This is a genomic window from Halomonas sp. B23F22_3 (assembly GCF_043496965.1).
In the GTDB taxonomy this organism is placed as follows: Bacteria; Pseudomonadota; Gammaproteobacteria; order Pseudomonadales; family Halomonadaceae; genus Halomonas.
The window spans coordinates 245,601-261,721 of sequence record NZ_JBIEKG010000004.1 but is presented as its reverse complement, the minus strand read 5'-3'; the positions used below and the strand labels follow the sequence as shown (position 1 = coordinate 261,721).

Sequence of the window (16,121 nt, the reverse complement as noted above, 5' to 3'; positions counted from 1 at the left end):
ATGACGCCCGAGCCCGACACGGACACCGTCACCCTGGCCCACGGCAACGGCGGGCGCCTGATGCGCCGGCTGATCGAATCGGTCTTCGTCCGCCACCTGGGCAATCCCTGGCTGGCACCCCTCGCCGATGCCGCCGTGCTGCCCCCTGCCACCGACGACCAGGCGCTGGTCTTCACCAGCGACGGGGTCACCGTGCAGCCGCTGTTCTTCGCCGGCGGGGATATTGGCAGCCTCGCCGTGCACGGCACCGTCAACGACCTCGCCGTCGCCGGCGCCACCCCGCGCTTCCTGAGCCTCAACGCCTTCCTCGAGGAGGGGCTGCCGCTCGCCGAGCTCGAGCGCATCGTCGAGAGTCTCGCCGCGGCGGCCCGGGCCTGCGATGTCCAGGTAGTGGCCGGCGATACCAAGGTGCTTCCCCGCGGCCTCTGCGGCGGCGTCTATTTCGGAGTCTCCGGGATCGGCCTGCGCCCGCGCGACCTCGCGCTCGGCGCGGACGGCATCCGCCCCGGCGATGCGGTGCTGGTCAGCGGGCCGCTGGGCGATCACGGCATCGCCGTGATGCTGGCCCGCGAGGAGTTCGGCCTCGGCGGCACCCTGGCCTCCGACAGCGGAAGCGTCTTGCCCCTGACCCGGGCGCTGCTCGACCTGCCCGGCCTGCGCTTCCTGCGCGACCCGACCCGCGGGGGGCTCGCGACCGTGCTTCACGAGGTGATCCACGCAACGGGCCTGGGAGTGACCCTCGAGGAGTCACGACTGCCGATCCGCGGCGCCGTGCACAGCGCCTGCGACATGCTCGGCTACGACCCCCTCTACATCGCCTGCGAGGGCCGGGTGGTCGCCATCGTCGCCGAGGAGCAGGCCGAGGAGGCCCTCACACGCTGGCGGGCGTTGCCCCAGGGGCGGGAGGCGCAGCGGATCGGCACCCTCGACCCGCACCACGACCGGCTGCTGCTGGTCAACGACTGGGGTGGCGAGCGCCTGCTGCAGGAGCTCGAGGACGATCCCCTGCCGCGCATCTGCTGAGCCCCGACGGGGCCTGCACGGGAGAGAACCATGAAGGTGCATCACTTCCTGGCGAGAGACCGCTTCCAGACCCTGCTCAAGGCGCTGGCGGCGGCGGGCTATGAGGTCATCGGCCCCCAGGTGCGCGACCACGCCATCGTCTTCGCGCCCCTCGTCTCAATGGATCAGCTTCCCCGGGGCATCATCGACGACCAGGCCCCCGGTCACTACCGGCTCGAACGCACCGACTCGGCACGCCTCTTCGACTGGACCACGGGCCCCCAGGCGATCAAGCCGCTGACCTTCGCGCCCCGGGAGACCCTGTGGAAGAGCGAGCGCCAGCCCGACGGCCGGCTGCTCTTTCGCGAGCAGCCCCCCGAGGCCCAGCCGACGGCGGTGATCGGCGTGCGCGCCTGCGACCTCGCGGCGCTGTCGATCCACGACCGCCACTTCCTGCATGACGCCCATCCCGACCCGCACTACCGCGAGCGACGCCAGAACCTCTTCCTGGTTGCCGTCAACTGCCTGCGCTCCGCGGCCACCTGCTTCTGCACCGCCACCGGGGATGGCCCGCGGGTGCAGCATGGCTTCGACCTGGCGCTCTCCGAGCTCGACGAGGGCTTCGTGGTGGAGGCGCACTCCAAAGAGGGCCAGACGATCCTCGACGCCCTGGAGACGACGCCTGCCAGCCATGATCAGCTCGAGCAGGTGGAGGCCGGCCTCGAGCGGGCCAGCGCCCAGCAGACGCGCCGCCTGCCCGAGGGCTCGCTGCCGGAGATGCTGCAGGCGGCCGTCGCCCACCCGCACTGGCAGACCCTGAACGACCGCTGCCTGACCTGCGGCAACTGCACCGCGGTCTGCCCCACCTGCTTCTGCCAGACCCACGTCGACGAGCTCTCGCTGGACGGCCAGACGGCCAGCCACGACCGGCAGTGGGCGAGCTGCTTCGACCCCGACCACAGCACTATCCACGGCACCGTCATCCGCGCCGAGCGGCCCCAGCGCTATCGCCAGTGGCTGACCCACAAGTTCGGCACCTGGGTGGAGCAGTACGGCCGCAGCGGCTGCGTGGGCTGCGGCCGATGCATCGCCTGGTGCCCGGTGGGCATCGACGTGACCGAGGAACTGGACGCGCTTTCTAAGGCGCCCGAAGACGCACCCGCCAAGGCGCCCGGCGGGGAGGAGCGATCATGACCAGTGCGCTGTTGCCCCTCGAGGCCGAGGTGGTCGGCCGCAAGGAAGAGACCCCGGACATGTTCAGCCTGCAGCTGCGCTTCGCCGATCCCGAGGTGCAGGCCGCCTACCGCTTCGCGATGGGCCAGTTCAACATGCTCTGCCTGCCGGGCATGGGCGAGGTGCCGATCTCCATCGTCTCCGACCCCGACGAGCGGGAGTGGATCGACCACACCATCCGCAAGGTCGGCTCGATCACCAAGAACCTCGGCCGACTACAAGTCGGCGACCGCCTCGGCCTGCGCGGCCCCTACGGTCGTGGCTGGCCCACGGAGGCGGCGGAGGGCACCGATCTGGTGATCGTCACCGGCGGGCTCGGCTGCGCGCCCTCGGTCTCGCTGATCGAGTACGTCCTGCATCGGCGCGGGCGTTACGGCCGCCTGCACATCATCCAGGGGGTCAAGCACTCCAACGACCTGATCTGGAGAGACCGCTACGACGGCTGGCGCCAGCATCCGGACGTCGAGGTCTACCTGACCGCCGATACCGGCGACACCCTCTGGCCCTGGCACACCGGCCCGGTGACCCAGTTCTTCGAGCGCATCACCTTCGACCCGGCGCGCTGTTCGGTCTTCCTCTGCGGGCCGGAGGGCATGATGCGCGCGGTGATCGAGGCGATGCGCCAGCGCGAGGTGCCGGAGGAGCGGATCTGGCTCAGCATGGAGCGCAACATGCACTGCGCCATCGGCTCCTGCGGGCGCTGCCAGCTGGGGCCCAAGTTCGTGTGTCGCGACGGCCCGGTCTTCACCTGCCGGGAACTGGCGCCCTACCTGTCGCACCGGGGAGTCTGACCATGACCACCACGACCCGCCGCCCGCGCATCGCCGTGCACAAGTTCAGCTCCTGCGACGGCTGCCAGCTGGCCTTCCTCAACCTAGGCGAGCCGCTGCTGGCCCTGGCCGAGACGGTCGACATCCTGCACTTCGCCGAGGCCGGCCCCGTCGACGAACTGGCCGAGGTCGACATCGCCTTCGTCGAGGGCAGCGTGGCCACCTCCCAGGACGCCGCCCGCCTGCGCGGGATCCGCCAGCGCAGTCGCTACCTGGTCACCATCGGCGCCTGCGCCACCGCCGGCGGCATCCAGGCGCTGCGCAATCTGCATGACGCCGACGAATGGGTCTCCGGCGTCTATGCCCGGCCCGAGCATATCGACCTGCTCGCCGACTCGACCCCCATCGCCGAGACCGTCAGGGTCGACCTGGAGCTCTGGGGCTGCCCCGTCAGCGGCGAGCAGGTGCTCGGCGCCACCACGGCCATGCTCGCCGGCCACCTGCCCCGGGTCGACCACAGCGCGGTGTGCATGGAGTGCAAGCGCCAGCAGGCGGTGTGCGTGATGGTCGCCCAGGGCCGGCCCTGCATGGGGCCGGTCACCAGCACCGGCTGCGGGGCGATCTGCCCGCGCTTCCAGCGCGACTGCTATGCCTGCTACGGGCCCGCCGTGCAGGCCAACGTCTCGGCCCTGGCCACCCACCTGGCCGATAGCGGCATGCCGGCCGGCGAGGTCGCCCGGCGCCTGCTGTTCATCAACGGCCATGCCGAGCCGTTCCGCGGCGCGGGCCTGGACTGGCAGGCCCGGGTCATCCATCGATCGGGCCGCCGAGAGGAGGAGCAGGGATGAGTCGCACCACGCGCACCGGCGAGATCCACGTGCCGATCCTGGCGCGGGTCGAGGGCGAGGGCGCCCTGGAGCTGCGCATCGAGGGCGGCCGGATCGAGGCGTTGAAACTGCGGATCTTCGAGCCGCCGCGGCTGTTCGAGAAGCTGCTCGAGGGGCGCAGCACCCAGGACGTGATCGACAGCGTGGCCCGCATCTGCGGCATCTGCCCGGTGGCCTACCAGCTGAGCGCGGTGACGGCGATCGAGTCGATCCTCGGCGTCACGCCCAGCCCCTGGGTGAAGGCGATGCGGCGGGTGATGTACTGCGGCGAATGGCTGCAGAGCCACAGCCTGCACATCCACCTGCTGGCCGCCCCCGACTTCCTCGGCTATGACAGCGCCCCGGCGATGGCCCGGGACTTTCCCGACGAGGTGCGCCGCGGCCTGCGCCTCCAGGCACTCGGCAACGAGATCCTCCGCACCTTCGGCGGCCGCTCGGTACACCCGGTCGGCATCTGTCCCGGCGGCTTCTTCCACGCCCCCGACACGGCCACCATCGAGGCGCTTCGGGAGCGCCTGGCGAAGGGCCTCGAGGAGGCCCGCGCGCTCATCGCCTGGACGGCGGGGCTGCCGCTGCCCGAGGATGACCAGGACTTCGTCTCGGTCTCGCTGCGCCATCCCCGCGACTACCCCATCACCGCCGGCCGGATCGTCTCCGACCGGGGGCTCGACCTCGACCCGGCCGACTTCGCGCAGCGCTTCCAGGAGTTTCAGGTACCCCACTCGACGGCCCTGCACGCCCAGCTCGACGGCCACCCCTACCTGGTCGGCCCGCTGGCCCGGCTCAACAACAACCTCGACCGGCTGCCCGAGGAGCTGCGACAGCTGCTCGACGACCTCGGCGTGCGCTTTCCCAGCCGCAACATGTTCCACAGCATCGTCGCCCGGGCGGTGGAGATGCATGTCGCCCTCGCCGAGGCGCTGCGCCTCACCGAGGACTACGACCCCGCCGCCGAGCCCCGCGTCGAGGCGCCCGCCCGGGCCGGCGGCGGCGTCGGCTGCACCGAGGCCCCCCGTGGCATCCTCTGGCACCGCTATGCGCTGGACGATCAGGCCCGGGTCGTCGAGGCCCGCATCGTCCCCCCGACCAGCCAGAACCAGGCGCGGATGGAGGAGGACCTCGCGGCGAGCCTCACGCGCTTCGGCCTGGAGCGTGACGACGACGCCCTGCGGCTGCACGGCGAGATGGTGATCCGCAACTACGACCCTTGCATCTCCTGCGCCACCCACTTCCTGGACTTCAATGTCTTGCGAGAAAATGACTTGCGAGAAAATGTCCTGCGAAAATAAGCCCGGCGGGAATGACCCGGGCGCGACCGGGGCGGGCCTTGCCAAGCAGGATGGGGCCGCCGGACGGCCCGGGGGCCATGCCTATCTCTTCGGGCTCGGCTCGCCCCATGGCGGGGACCGGCTGGGCTGGCTCGCCGCCGAGTGGCTGGGCGATGCGCTGTGCGAGCGCGATGACCTCACGGTCGCGCGACTCGACCAGCCCGTCGACCTCTTCCTGCACGCGGTGACCCCACGCGACCGCCTGCTGCTGGTCGACGCCATGCGGGGCCAGGGACCGCCCGGCACCCTCAAGGTCTTTGCGCCGGCAGAACTCCCCAACGCCGCCGCGCGGCTGTCATCACACGGCCTCGACCTGGCGAGCACCCTGGCGCTGGTCGAGGCCCTGGGGCTCTTCCGGGCGGGCATCCGGATCATCGGCATCGAGATGCCGGCAGAAGCAGGCCACGACATGCCTGGCCACGAGATAACGGCACCCGGGCTCGACGAGGCGCAGGCCCGGCGACTGCACGCGGCGGTCCTGGGCTGGCTCGATGCCGGCTAGGGTCCCGGACCAGGGCGGGCCTCAGGGGCGTCAACCGACGGGCAGCGGCTACCGGCCCTCGCCCCCGGGCCGTGTGAGCGGCAGTGGGCCGTGCTCCTTGACGGTCTGGATGGCGAAGTTGCTGCGGATGTCGCTGACGCCCGGCAGGCGCAGCAGGGTCCCGGTCAGGAAGCGCTCGTAGGCCGCCAGGTCCGCCACCACCACCTGCAGCAGGAAGTCCGACTCCCCCGACACCAGGTGGGCGGAGACCACCTCCGGCAGCGCCACGACCGCCTCGCGGAAGGCATTGGCCTCGGCCTCATGGTGGCGCTCCACCTTGACCCCGACGAAGACAGTGAGGCCGAGGCCCACCCCGCCACGGTCCAGCTCGGCGTGATAGCCGCGGATCAGCCCCGCCGCCTCCAGCTGGCGCACCCGTCGCAGGCAGGGCGAGGGCGAGAGGTTCACCTCCTCGGCCAGCTGCACGTTGCTCAGCCGGGCGTCACGCTGCAGTGCCGCCAGGATGCGCCGGTCGATGGCATCCAGCCGAGTGTTTGGCATGAACATTCACCTCAATTTTCTTCATTGGCATTTTCTGCCACTTTTATCTGCTTTCCTGGCCGACTTCGCAAGGACCTGCCGGCCCCCCCGGGGCTAGACTGGCAGCGTTCCAGCAAGACGTTTCACGACGGCGGAGGCGAACCCATGGAGCTGTGGCTGTTCATCGGCGCCCTGGCGGCGGTCTACCTGCTGCCTGGCCCTGACATGCTCCTGGTGCTGCAGACCGGCAGCCAGCAGGGGCACACCCGGGCGCTGGCCACCGCGGTGGGACTGGCCGTGGCGCGCGGCCTGCACGTGGCCCTGGCGGCCCTGGGGCTCGCCACGCTGTTCGCCAGCGCGCCCTGGACCTTCGATGCGGTGCGCTATGCGGGGGGCGCCTACCTGGCCTGGATCGGCCTGCAGCTGCTCCGCTCGCCGCCCGACACGGAGGGCATCGACGCGGTCAGTGTGGGGAGGCTCGACGACGGTCACCGCCGCGCCTGGCGCCGTGGCCTGCTGACCAACCTGCTCAACCCCAAGTCGCTGCTGTTCTGCTCGGTGCTGCTGCCCCAGTTCGTGTCTCCCGGGGAGGGGCCCGTGCTGCTGCAGTTCGCCCTGCTGGGCAGCCTGCTGGTGGGCATCGGCCTGCTGTTCGATGCCGGCTACGCCACCCTGGGGGCCGCGCTGCAGCGCTGGTTCGCCGGCAGCCCGCTGCGGGCGCGCCTGCAGCGCTGGACCTTCGGCTCGCTGATGATCGGCTTCGCCCTGCGCCTGGCCGCCTGAGGGGCCGGCGGCCTTGTCCTGCGTCAAGACGCCACCGTTGCGTCCCGGCGGCCCATCCCCACCCTGTGCCATAGTGAGGCCATGCACATCGACGCACCCACCCATGAGAGGAGACCCCGATGCAGGAACGTGAGGTCGAGATCGCCATCATCGGGGCCGGCAGCGCAGGCTTGAGTGCCTGGCACGCCGCCCGCAAGCACAGCGACAGCGTGCTGCTGATCGAGGGGGGCGCCTACGGCACCACCTGCGCCCGGGTAGGCTGCATGCCCTCCAAGCTGCTGATCGCCGCCGCCGACTCCGCCCACCAGGCCCGTGAGGCCGGCGGCTTCGGCGTCGAGGTCGGCACGGTCGAGGTGGACGGGCGCGCCGTGATGGAGCGCGTCCGGCGCGAACGCGACCGCTTCGTGGAGGGCGTGCTCGGGACGGTGGAGCGCCTCGGCGAGGAACATCGCCTGGAGGGGCACGCCCGCTTCGCCGACCCGCACACCCTGGTGGTCGGCGAGCATACCCGGGTGACGGCCCGCACCATCGTCATCGCCACCGGCTCGCGGGGCACCTGGCCAGGCTTCTTCGAGGCGGCCGGCGACCGGCTGATCGTCAACGACGATGTCTTCGATTGGCAGGCGCTGCCCGAGTCGGTGGCCGTGTTCGGCCCCGGCGTGATCGGCCTGGAGCTCGGCCAGGCGCTGCACCGGCTGGGCGTGCGCCTGCGGATGTTCGGCGTAGGCGGCGCCCTGGGCCCCTTCCGGGACGAGACGGTGAGAGCGTATGCCGAGCGCACCTTCCGCGAGGAGTTCCATGTCGACCCCGATGCCGAGGTGGAGCAGATCGAGCGCGACGGCGACACCGTGGCGATCACCTTCCTCGAGCGCGACAGTGGCGAGCGTCTCACCGAGCGCTTCGACTACCTGCTCGCCGCCACCGGCCGGCAGCCCAACCTCGACCGGCTCGACCTCGAACGGGCCGGCCTGGCGCTGGACGACCGGGGCGTGCCCCGCTTTCACCGCTACACCCTGCAGTGCCTCAACGCCGACGAGAGCCCCGGCCACATCTTCATCGCCGGCGACGCCAACCAGGCGCTGCCGCTGCTGCACGAGGCCAACACCGAGGGGCGCATCGCCGGCGACAACGCCGGTCGCTACCCGGAGCTGCGCGCCGGCCATCGCCACGTGCCCCTGGCGGTGGTCTTCACCGACCCGCAGATGGCCACCGTCGGCGCCGGTCGAGACGAACTCGAGCGCCAGTTCGGCGAGGACTGCATCGCCACCGGCGAGGCCTCCTTCGAGGACCAGGGCCGGGCCGTGGTGATGCGCCAGAATCGCGGCCTGATGCGCCTCTATGCCGAGCACGGCTCGGGTCAGTTCCTGGGCGCCGAGCTGTTCGGCCCGCGGGTCGAGCACCTGGCCCACCTGCTGGCCTGGATGCTGGAGCAGCGAGTCAGCGTGAGCCGCCTGCTCGAGATGCCCTTCTATCATCCGGTGCTGGAGGAGGGCCTGCGCAGCGCCCTGCGCGACCTCAACGCCAGCCTGCGCCAGGGGCCGGCGATCACCGAACGCTGCATGGAGTGCGGCCCGGGAGACTGAGGATGACGCCACGACGCCTCGCCACGGCCGTCACGTCCGCGATCACGAGCGTCCTGCTCACGATCGGGCTCCTCTGTGCCACTCCGACCTTCGCCGCCGACGAGGCGCTCACGGCAACACCCGATGCAACGGCGCCAGAGACGCCGGCGCGCCCGACCATCGGCCTCGCGCTGGGCTCGGGCGGGGCCAACGGCCTGGCGCACATCGCCATCCTCCAGGTCTTCGACGATCTGGGAATCGTGCCCGACCGCATCGCCGGCACCAGCATCGGCGCGGTGATCGGCGGGCTCTATGCGGCGGGCCTCTCCGCCGAGCAGATCCACGACATCTTCGACGACGTGGCCGGATCGCCCCTGGATGCCGTCTCCGGCCTGGCCGAATCGGATCTGAAGCTGAGACAGCTGCTGCCGTTCCGGCGCGAGGAGGCCGGGCTGCTCGATTCCAGGGGCTTCCTGCGCTTTCTGGCCGGTCATACCGAGACGCGCTCCTTCGAGGGGCTGCGCATCCCGCTCGAGATCGTGGCCACCGACTACTGGACGGCGAACAGCGTGGTCCTCGACGAGGGCCCGCTGTTTCCGGCCATCGGGGCCAGCATGGCGGTGCCGGGGCTATTCGTGCCCGTCAGCCACGGCGAACAACTGCTGATCGATGGCGGCACCTCCAACCCCCTGCCCTTCGACCTGTTCGACGGCGAAGTCGACCTGGTCATCGCGGTGGACGTCTCGGGCAGCCAGCCACGGGACGACGGCGAGGAGATCGGCCTGACCGACATGCTGTTCCAGAGCTTCAAGATCACGCAGAAGGCGATCATCCGGCAGTCCCTGCGCTACCGTCCTCCCGACCTCTACCTGCGCCCGGAGACCCAGGGCGTACGCCTGCTTCACTTCCATCGCCTCGATGAGATCCTGCGCCAGGCCGCGCCCGCGGCCGAGACGCTTCGCGAACGGCTAAGGGAGTGGCAGGCAACGCCGACCGGGACCGCCCCGCCGGCCTAAGGAGCGCACCATGGCTTCTCTGCATCCTCCGCATCTCGCCCTCTCCCGCCGGCGGCTGCTGCGCGGCCTGCTCGCCGCGGCGGCCGCCTCAGCACTGCCCCTCCCGGGGGCCCTCGCGCAGGCGAGCGAACCGCTGACCCGCACGCTGCCCGGCACCGGCGTGGCGCTGCCCCGGGTTGGCCTCGGCAGCTGGATCACCTTCAACGTCGGCGACGACCCGGTGCTGCTCGAGGCGTGCACCGCGGTCATGGCGGCCTTCTTCGCCGCGGGGGGACGCCTGATCGACTCCTCGCCGATGTACGGCACGTCCCAGGCGACCATCGGCCACGCCCTGAAGCGGCTCGGTGCCGTGGAGCGCGTCTATGCCGCCGACAAGGTCTGGACCTTGCGCCGCGACGAGGGGCCGGCGCAGATCGAGGCCTCCCGCCAGGCCTGGGGGGTGCCACGCTTCGACATGCTGCAGGTCCACAACCTGCGGGGCTGGGAGGGCCACCTCGAGACCCTGCAGGCGATGAAGGCGGCCGGCGAGGTCCGCCACCTCGGTATCACCACCTCCCACGGACGGCGCCATGACGAGGTCGAACACATCATGCGCAACGCGCCGCTGGACAGCGTCCAGCTCACCTACAACATCGTCGACCGTGAGGCCGAGAGCCGACTGCTGCCGCTGGCCCGGGAGCGCGGCATCGGCGTGATCGCCAATCGACCCTTCCAGCGCAAGCGCCTGATCCGGCGACTGTCGGGCCAACCGCTGCCGCCCTGGGCCGCCGAGATCAATGCCACCACCTGGGCGCAGTTCATCCTCAAGTTCATCATCTCCCACCCGGCGATCACCTGCGCCATCCCCGCCACCACCCGGGTCGAGCATGTCCGCGAGAACCTCGCCGCCGCCCGGGAGCCGCTGCCCGACGAGGCGCTGCGCCGGCGCATGGCCGATCACGTCCGGGGGCTCTAGGGCATGGGCGCCAGCGCCTGGTGGACCTATCGCCCCGAGGATCTGCTGATGTTCTCGCCGCGGGTCTACGCGCGGCTGTTCGAGCTTCACAACCAGGCGCTGTGGCCCGCCCAGCTGCTCGCCCTGGCATTGGGTGCAGCGGCGCTGGCGGTCCTGCTGCGCCCCGGCCCGCGGGGCACTCGCCTGGTGGTCGTGCTGCTGGCCGTGGCCTGGGCCTTCGTGGCCTGGGCCTTCCTGTGGCAGCGCTACGCCCCCATCCACTGGGGCATCGCCTATGTCGCCCCGCTGTTCGGCCTGCAGGCGCTGCTGCTGGCGGGCCTGGCGGTCCGGCGCGGCGGGCTCCACCTGGCTCGGCACGGCCGCGTGCGGCGCGGCCTCGGCATCGGGCTCTTCGCCTATGCCCTGGTCCTTCACCCGCTGGTCGCCCTGGCGACGGGGCGGGGCCTGGCGGGCGCCGAGGTGCTCGGGCTCACGCCCGACCCACTCGCCATCGCCACCCTGGGCGTGCTGGCCATGGCACAACCGGCCCGCCGCGCCTGGACGCTGCTGGCCCTGCCCGCCCTCTGGTGCCTGCAGAGCGGGCTCACCCTCTACCTTCTCGGCGAGCAAGGCGCCTGGCTACCGCCGCTGGCCCTCGCCGCCGCCCTGGCGGCGCGGTGTTGGTCGGCGCCTGACACGCTGCGTTGACTCGCCCCGGCCGGAGGGCGAAACGAGGCTGTTAAGCTGGTGCCCAGCTGACATTTTCTCTTCGCCGATCAGGAGTTATCGCCCATGCTCAGGTTCCGCCTGCTGATCGCCCTCCTGCCGCTGGCCCTGCTTCAGGCCTGCGGCCCGGACGAGGCCTCGGTCGCCACCCTCGAGCCGCCCGGCCCCGGCGAGACGCTCCGAGTGGCCACCCGCAACGCCGCCACCACCTACTACCTCGACCGCCGGCAGGAGCCCGCCGGCCCCGAGCACGACCTGGTCGAGGACTTCGCCGAGGCCAACGGCTGGCAGGTCGAGTGGGTGCCGCTCGGCTCCACCGCCGAGGTGCTGAAGGCCCTGGAGGGCGACGAGATAGACCTGGCCGCCGCCGGCCTGACCCACCTGCCCTCGCGCGACGAGCGCTTCCGCCAGGGGCCGAGCCACACCGACGTGGTCGAACAGCTGGTGTGCCATCGCGAGATGCGCCCGATGCCCCGCGAGGTGGAGGAGATGGCCGACGTCGAGATCCGCGTCACGGCGGACTCCAGCTACACGGAGCGGCTCGAGAGCCTCGCCAACGATCACACCGGCATCGCCTACGAGGAGGATCCGCGCACCACCGAGATGCTGCTCGCCGCGGTGGCCGAGCGGCAGATCGACTGCACCCTGGCCGACTCCAACATCGTGCAGGTGGTGCGCCGCCACTTCCCGCACCTGGAGGTCGCCCTGAACCTGACCCGGGGCGACCGGCTGGGCTGGTACCTGCCCGCCGGGCATCAGGCCCTCGCCGCGCGGGCCAGGGAGTGGATGCAGGGCCCCGAGGGCCAGGCCAGCCTCGAGACGATGCAGCACCGCTATTACGACTACATCGGCGATTTCGACTTCGTCGACCTGCGGGCCCTGAACCGGCGCATCGAGGAGCGCCTGCCCTCCTTCCTGGAGCTGTTCGTCAAGGCCTCGGACGAGACCGGCATGCCCGCCGACCTGCTCGCCGCCCTGGCCTACCAGGAGTCGCACTGGGACCCACACGCCGTCTCTCCCACCGGGGTGCGCGGCATCATGATGCTGACCCGCAATACCGCGAAGTCGCTCGGCGTGGCCAATCGCCTGAATCCGGCCGAGGCCATCAACGGCGGCGCCCGCTACCTGGCCGACCGGCACGATCGGCTGCCCGACACCATCCCCGAACCGGACCGCACCTACCTGGCGCTGGCCAGCTACAACATCGGCCGCGGCCACCTGCTGGATGCCCGCCAGCTGGCCCGCGAGCTCGGCAAGAACCCGGACTCCTGGGCCGACATGAAGGAGGTGCTGCCGCTCAAGGCCGACAAGCGCTACTACCCCCAGACGCGCTACGGCTATGCCCGGGGCTACGAGCCGGTGCACTACGTGCAGCGGATCCGCAACTACCTGGACGTGATCAGCGCCGCGGTGGAGTGGCTTCCCCTGGAAGCCCGGAACGCCGAGGACGAGGGCCCCACCCGGCAGGGCTAGACCAGGGGTCCTCGCTCAGACCGTCGCGGGGGAATGGATGGCCAGGTGCACGGCGATGACCGCCATCATCACGCCGATGGTGCCGTCGATCGCCCGCCAGGCGAGCGGCCGGGAGAGCCCGGGCGAGAGCGCCGCGCCGCCTCAGACCCGGGTCGCTTCCCGGCGGGAGGCGCGGGTCAGGAAGTTACGATTGACCCGGCTGTGGGGCTTCAGGGCCAGGCGCTCGTGGGCCAGGGCCTCGGCCAGGTCGTGCAGGCCACCACGCACGGCGGCTTCGGTCAGCGTCCAGTCGATCACGTCGCGCTGGGCGTGGCTGCCGCCGAAGCGATTGGCGATGAAGCGCGCCGCATGTAGCTGTTCCGCCGCCACCCGGTAGTCCCCGTGCCAGAAGGCCACGAAGCCCTGGACCAGCGGCAGGCCGATGTCCCGCGTCCATCGGGCCACCTCGGCGGACGGCTCCCCGGGCGAACGGAAGGCGGCCAGGACCCGTGCCACGTCCTGCTCGCGCCCCGCGCCCAGATAGGCCATCACCGCGTGCCAATCATTGAAGGGGTAGAGCCGGCCATCGGCATGGCGATCCCAGGTATCCGCCAGCTCCTGCCAGTGCCCGGCAAGATCGCAGCCCAGCAGCGTCAGTCGCCACAGCAGCGCTGAGGCGTCGATCATGTCGAGGGCCACCACGCTGCGGTCCTGGCGCACCGGACCGTCGTAGAGTGCCAGCGCCTCGTCGACCCGGCCCAGGTCGAGGTAGTAGAGGGCGTGATGCCACCAGTTGTGGACCCGGAAGAAGTTGTCGTCGCCGGACCAGTAGGGCTCCCGGGTGGTCATCCAGCCGACCCCGTCCTCGGCCCGGCCCTGCATCTCCATGACATGGGCCACCGCATGGTGCGCCCAGCAGTCGAGGGGCTCGAGCTCGATGGCCCGGCGCCCCTGCGCCTCGGCGCGGGCGTAGTCGCCGGTCTCCTCCAGGCCGAAGGCGTGCATGCCGAGCAGGATCGAGTAGCCCGGCACCTCGGCCGACCAGCGGGGCAGCACCCGGCTGATGCGGTCACGCAGGTCGCGGGCACTGGCCCGGTAGAAGTCCAGCAGGTGGCCGCACTGCAGGCCCACCAGATCCCGGGGGAAGGCGACGTTGTGGTGATCCAGGGCGAGCGCCGCGGCGGTCCAGTTGCCCTGCAGCAGGCGATCCAGGGCGGCCAGCAGCGACGCCTCCCGCGCGTCGAGCGCCAGGAGTCGTGTCGACTCGGCGATGGCGCGGGCCTCCACCGCGGCCTCGGGCTCGGTGGCCACCGCGTACAGCCAGGCCTTGAGGAGATGCGCCATCGCGAAGGCGGGCGCCTGGGCGATGGCCTCGTCCAGCCGGGCGACGGGGTCGCCCCGGTACAGGTTGAAGGCCGTGACGGCCTCGTCGTAGGCGTCGACCGCCGCGGGGGTCGCGCCCGACAGAGCATTACCTTGCCGGTCGGTTGACATGGAAAGTCCCTCCGGAAGCACGGACGCCAGGGAGTCGCGCCCCGGCACCGCCATGACCGCGCCAGGCGAGCCGAGCGCTGGGCATCTTTCCTGAGTCTAGCCCGGGGACGCGCGGCCCGAGCGGCTGGTTCGCCTCGGCCTCGATTCAGCCGAACAGCCTATGGCGAGGCCCACCCGGCCTTCATACAGTGAGCCTGAGGCACCTGGAATCCCTCGCCATGAGCCATCGCTACCAGAGCATCCTCGAGACGATCGGCAACACCCCGGTGGTGCGCATCAACAATCTCGCCCCGCCGGGGATATCGCTGTTCGTCAAGATCGAGGCCTTCAACCCCATGGGGTCGGTCAAGGACCGCCTAGCCCTCGGCGTCATCGAGGACGCCGAGCGTCGTGGCGACCTGGCGCCGGGACAGACGGTGGTCGAGGCCACCAGCGGCAACACCGGCATCGGCCTGGCCATGGTCTGCGCCCAGAAGGGCTACCCCCTGGTGGTGACCATGGCGGAGAACTTCAGCGTCGAGCGGCGCAAGCTGATGCGCTTCCTCGGCGCGCGGGTGGTGCTGACCCCGGCCTCGGAGAAGGGATCGGGCATGGTCGCCAAGGCCCGCGAGCTCGCCGAGAAGCACGGCTGGTGGCAGTCCCGCCAGTTCGAGAACCCGGCCAACGCGGCGATCCACGAGCGGACCACGGCCGTCGAGATCCTCCGCGACTTCGCCGACCAACCCCTGGACTACTGGGTGACCGGCTTCGGCACCGGCGGCACCCTGAGCGGCGTCTCCCGGGTCCTCAAGCGCGAAAGCCCGCACACCCGCATCGTGGTCTGCGAGCCCGACAACGCCGCCATCCTGGCCAGCGGCATCCCCCAGACCCGCCTCCCCGACGGCGGCCACGCCCAGAGCCACGCGCAGTTCCGCCCCCACCTGATGCAGGGCTGGACGCCGGACTTCATCCCGCAGCTGGTGGAGCCGGTGCTGGCGGAGCATCGCATCGACGAGTACCTGGCCATCAACGGCAAGGACGCCCTGCGCTGTGCCCGCGAGCTGGCCAGCCGGGAAGGCATCTTCGTCGGCATCTCCGCCGGCGCCACCTTCGCCGGGGCGCTGCAGGTGGCCGAACGGACCCCGGCTGGCACCACCCTGCTGTGCATGCTGCCGGACACCGGCGAGCGCTACCTGTCCACGCCGCTGTTCGAGGACGTGCCCGTCGAGATGACCGAGGAAGAGACCCTGTTGTCCTGCTCGACCCCGGGCTACCGCTTCGACGTGGCGCCCCGCCCCGCCCCCACCGGCGCCGCGGCCCCCGCCGAGGCCACCGATGCCGAGGCGGAGGCCGAGGTCGACCGGCTGATCGGCGACCCCCACCAGCCGGTGGTGATGTTCGCCCTGGAGTGGTGCGAGTTCTGCTGGTCGGTGCGCAAGCTGCTGCGCCACTACGCCATCCCCTACGAGAGCGTCGACCTGGATGCCGTGGACTACCAGCAGGACAACCTGGGCGGGCGAATCCGCGCGGTGCTGCGGGCCCGCACCGGCGTGCTGACGTTGCCGCAGATCTTCATCGGCGGCGACTTCGTGGGGGGCTGTACCGAGCTGTTCGAGGAGAGCAAGGACGAGCGCCTGTTCACACGCCTGCTGGCCCTGCATGTCACCCACGACACCAGCCGGCCGATCGATCCCTATAGCCTGCTGCCGGGCTGGCTGCACCCGCGCTGAGTGCCACGTCGATCCACACCCGGCGCCCTATCCCCAGCGTTTGCAGGCGACCAGGTCCTCCAGCGGCGTCCGCGACCGCCAGCCGGTGGTCTCGAACTCCCGGAGCTCCAGGACATGGCCGACATCGACCAGGCATGGGTAGGCGACGGGTAACCCCGTCGCCGGCAGCCAGAGGCCTCCTTGCATCGCCGGCATCGGCGCGCC

The 16,121-nt window shown here is 71.2% G+C and carries 15 protein-coding genes; 13 read left to right on the top strand and 2 right to left on the bottom strand.

The window, feature by feature from the left end:
- Genes hypE through ACGTNG_RS10380 form a run of 6 tightly spaced genes read left to right on the top strand, consistent with a single transcriptional unit; the run spans position 1 to position 5,722 of the window.
- Positions 1–1,023 carry a hydrogenase expression/formation protein HypE gene (hypE, locus tag ACGTNG_RS10405; RefSeq protein ID WP_394576947.1) on the top strand — a complete coding sequence of 341 codons (1,023 nt, stop codon included), beginning with the start codon at positions 1–3 and terminating at the stop codon, positions 1,021–1,023.
- A 30-nt stretch (positions 1,024–1,053) separates the two neighbouring features.
- A complete protein-coding gene (locus ACGTNG_RS10400; RefSeq protein ID WP_394576946.1) occupies positions 1,054–2,196 on the top strand; it encodes a 4Fe-4S dicluster domain-containing protein in 1,143 nt (380 codons plus the stop codon).
- Positions 2,193–3,026 carry an FAD/NAD(P)-binding protein gene (locus tag ACGTNG_RS10395; RefSeq protein ID WP_394576945.1) on the top strand — a complete coding sequence of 278 codons (834 nt, stop codon included), beginning with the start codon at positions 2,193–2,195 and terminating at the stop codon, positions 3,024–3,026. The genes ACGTNG_RS10400 and ACGTNG_RS10395 overlap by 4 nt, the downstream gene beginning before the upstream one ends.
- A 2-nt stretch (positions 3,027–3,028) precedes the next feature.
- A complete protein-coding gene (locus tag ACGTNG_RS10390; protein WP_394576944.1) occupies positions 3,029–3,853 on the top strand; it encodes an NADH-quinone oxidoreductase subunit B family protein in 825 nt (274 codons plus the stop codon).
- Positions 3,850–5,181 carry a Ni/Fe hydrogenase subunit alpha gene (locus ACGTNG_RS10385; RefSeq protein WP_394576943.1) on the top strand — a complete coding sequence of 444 codons (1,332 nt, stop codon included), beginning with the start codon at positions 3,850–3,852 and terminating at the stop codon, positions 5,179–5,181. The genes ACGTNG_RS10390 and ACGTNG_RS10385 overlap by 4 nt, the downstream gene beginning before the upstream one ends.
- Positions 5,165–5,722, top strand: a complete 558-nt coding sequence (locus tag ACGTNG_RS10380; protein ID WP_394576942.1) for a hydrogenase maturation protease — start codon at positions 5,165–5,167, stop codon at positions 5,720–5,722. Before ACGTNG_RS10385 ends, ACGTNG_RS10380 begins: the two co-directional genes overlap by 17 nt.
- A 48-nt stretch (positions 5,723–5,770) precedes the next feature.
- On the opposite strand, the gene ACGTNG_RS10375 is transcribed toward ACGTNG_RS10380, so the two are convergent.
- The gene (locus ACGTNG_RS10375) at positions 5,771–6,262 is read right to left on the bottom strand and encodes an Lrp/AsnC family transcriptional regulator (protein WP_138181308.1); all 492 of its coding nucleotides are present in this window, start codon (positions 6,260–6,262) and stop codon (positions 5,771–5,773) included.
- Between the two features lie 144 nt (positions 6,263–6,406).
- Between ACGTNG_RS10375 and ACGTNG_RS10370 the strand changes: the two genes are divergently transcribed.
- The 6 genes from ACGTNG_RS10370 to mltF all read left to right on the top strand — a co-directional run bounded on the left by ACGTNG_RS10370 (position 6,407) and on the right by mltF (position 12,735).
- A complete protein-coding gene (locus ACGTNG_RS10370) occupies positions 6,407–7,024 on the top strand; it encodes a LysE family translocator (RefSeq protein WP_394576941.1) in 618 nt (205 codons plus the stop codon).
- Positions 7,025–7,143: 119 nt separating this feature from the next.
- The gene (locus ACGTNG_RS10365) at positions 7,144–8,607 is read left to right on the top strand and encodes a dihydrolipoyl dehydrogenase (protein ID WP_394576940.1); all 1,464 of its coding nucleotides are present in this window, start codon (positions 7,144–7,146) and stop codon (positions 8,605–8,607) included.
- Positions 8,608–8,609: 2 nt separating this feature from the next.
- On the top strand, positions 8,610–9,602 hold the full coding sequence (locus tag ACGTNG_RS10360) for a patatin-like phospholipase family protein (RefSeq protein ID WP_394576939.1): 993 nt from the start codon (positions 8,610–8,612) through the stop codon (positions 9,600–9,602).
- A 10-nt stretch (positions 9,603–9,612) separates the two neighbouring features.
- The gene (locus ACGTNG_RS10355; RefSeq protein WP_394576938.1) at positions 9,613–10,557 is read left to right on the top strand and encodes an aldo/keto reductase; all 945 of its coding nucleotides are present in this window, start codon (positions 9,613–9,615) and stop codon (positions 10,555–10,557) included.
- Between the two features lie 3 nt (positions 10,558–10,560).
- The gene (locus ACGTNG_RS10350; RefSeq protein ID WP_394576937.1) at positions 10,561–11,244 is read left to right on the top strand and encodes a DUF6064 family protein; all 684 of its coding nucleotides are present in this window, start codon (positions 10,561–10,563) and stop codon (positions 11,242–11,244) included.
- An 84-nt stretch (positions 11,245–11,328) separates the two neighbouring features.
- Positions 11,329–12,735 carry a membrane-bound lytic murein transglycosylase MltF gene (mltF, locus tag ACGTNG_RS10345; RefSeq protein ID WP_394576936.1) on the top strand — a complete coding sequence of 469 codons (1,407 nt, stop codon included), beginning with the start codon at positions 11,329–11,331 and terminating at the stop codon, positions 12,733–12,735.
- Positions 12,736–12,876: 141 nt separating this feature from the next.
- Here mltF and ACGTNG_RS10340 read toward each other — a convergent pair whose 3' ends face one another.
- Positions 12,877–14,208 carry a tetratricopeptide repeat protein gene (locus ACGTNG_RS10340; protein WP_394576935.1) on the bottom strand — a complete coding sequence of 444 codons (1,332 nt, stop codon included), beginning with the start codon at positions 14,206–14,208 and terminating at the stop codon, positions 12,877–12,879.
- 218 nt (positions 14,209–14,426) lie between these two features.
- Here ACGTNG_RS10340 and cysK point away from each other — a divergent pair, with 218 nt between their 5' ends.
- Positions 14,427–15,917, top strand: a complete 1,491-nt coding sequence (gene cysK, locus ACGTNG_RS10335) for a cysteine synthase A (protein WP_394576934.1) — start codon at positions 14,427–14,429, stop codon at positions 15,915–15,917.
- Positions 15,918–16,121: the final 204 nt, after the last annotated feature.

Excerpts from the sequence above, each read along its gene's own strand:
- hypE (WP_394576947.1), top strand. The coding sequence starts at position 1 with ATGACGCCCGAGCCCGACACGGACACCGTCACCCTGGCCCACGGCAAC.
- ACGTNG_RS10400 (WP_394576946.1), top strand. The coding sequence starts at position 1,054 with ATGAAGGTGCATCACTTCCTGGCGAGAGACCGCTTCCAGACCCTGCTC.
- ACGTNG_RS10395 (WP_394576945.1), top strand. The coding sequence starts at position 2,193 with ATGACCAGTGCGCTGTTGCCCCTCGAGGCCGAGGTGGTCGGCCGCAAG.
- ACGTNG_RS10390 (WP_394576944.1), top strand. The coding sequence starts at position 3,029 with ATGACCACCACGACCCGCCGCCCGCGCATCGCCGTGCACAAGTTCAGC.
- ACGTNG_RS10385 (WP_394576943.1), top strand. The coding sequence starts at position 3,850 with ATGAGTCGCACCACGCGCACCGGCGAGATCCACGTGCCGATCCTGGCG.
- ACGTNG_RS10380 (WP_394576942.1), top strand. The coding sequence starts at position 5,165 with ATGTCCTGCGAAAATAAGCCCGGCGGGAATGACCCGGGCGCGACCGGG.
- ACGTNG_RS10375 (WP_138181308.1), bottom strand. The coding sequence starts at position 6,262 with ATGCCAAACACTCGGCTGGATGCCATCGACCGGCGCATCCTGGCGGCA.
- ACGTNG_RS10370 (WP_394576941.1), top strand. The coding sequence starts at position 6,407 with ATGGAGCTGTGGCTGTTCATCGGCGCCCTGGCGGCGGTCTACCTGCTG.
- ACGTNG_RS10365 (WP_394576940.1), top strand. The coding sequence starts at position 7,144 with ATGCAGGAACGTGAGGTCGAGATCGCCATCATCGGGGCCGGCAGCGCA.
- ACGTNG_RS10360 (WP_394576939.1), top strand. The coding sequence starts at position 8,610 with ATGACGCCACGACGCCTCGCCACGGCCGTCACGTCCGCGATCACGAGC.
- ACGTNG_RS10355 (WP_394576938.1), top strand. The coding sequence starts at position 9,613 with ATGGCTTCTCTGCATCCTCCGCATCTCGCCCTCTCCCGCCGGCGGCTG.
- ACGTNG_RS10350 (WP_394576937.1), top strand. The coding sequence starts at position 10,561 with ATGGGCGCCAGCGCCTGGTGGACCTATCGCCCCGAGGATCTGCTGATG.
- mltF (WP_394576936.1), top strand. The coding sequence starts at position 11,329 with ATGCTCAGGTTCCGCCTGCTGATCGCCCTCCTGCCGCTGGCCCTGCTT.
- ACGTNG_RS10340 (WP_394576935.1), bottom strand. The coding sequence starts at position 14,208 with ATGTCAACCGACCGGCAAGGTAATGCTCTGTCGGGCGCGACCCCCGCG.
- cysK (WP_394576934.1), top strand. The coding sequence starts at position 14,427 with ATGAGCCATCGCTACCAGAGCATCCTCGAGACGATCGGCAACACCCCG.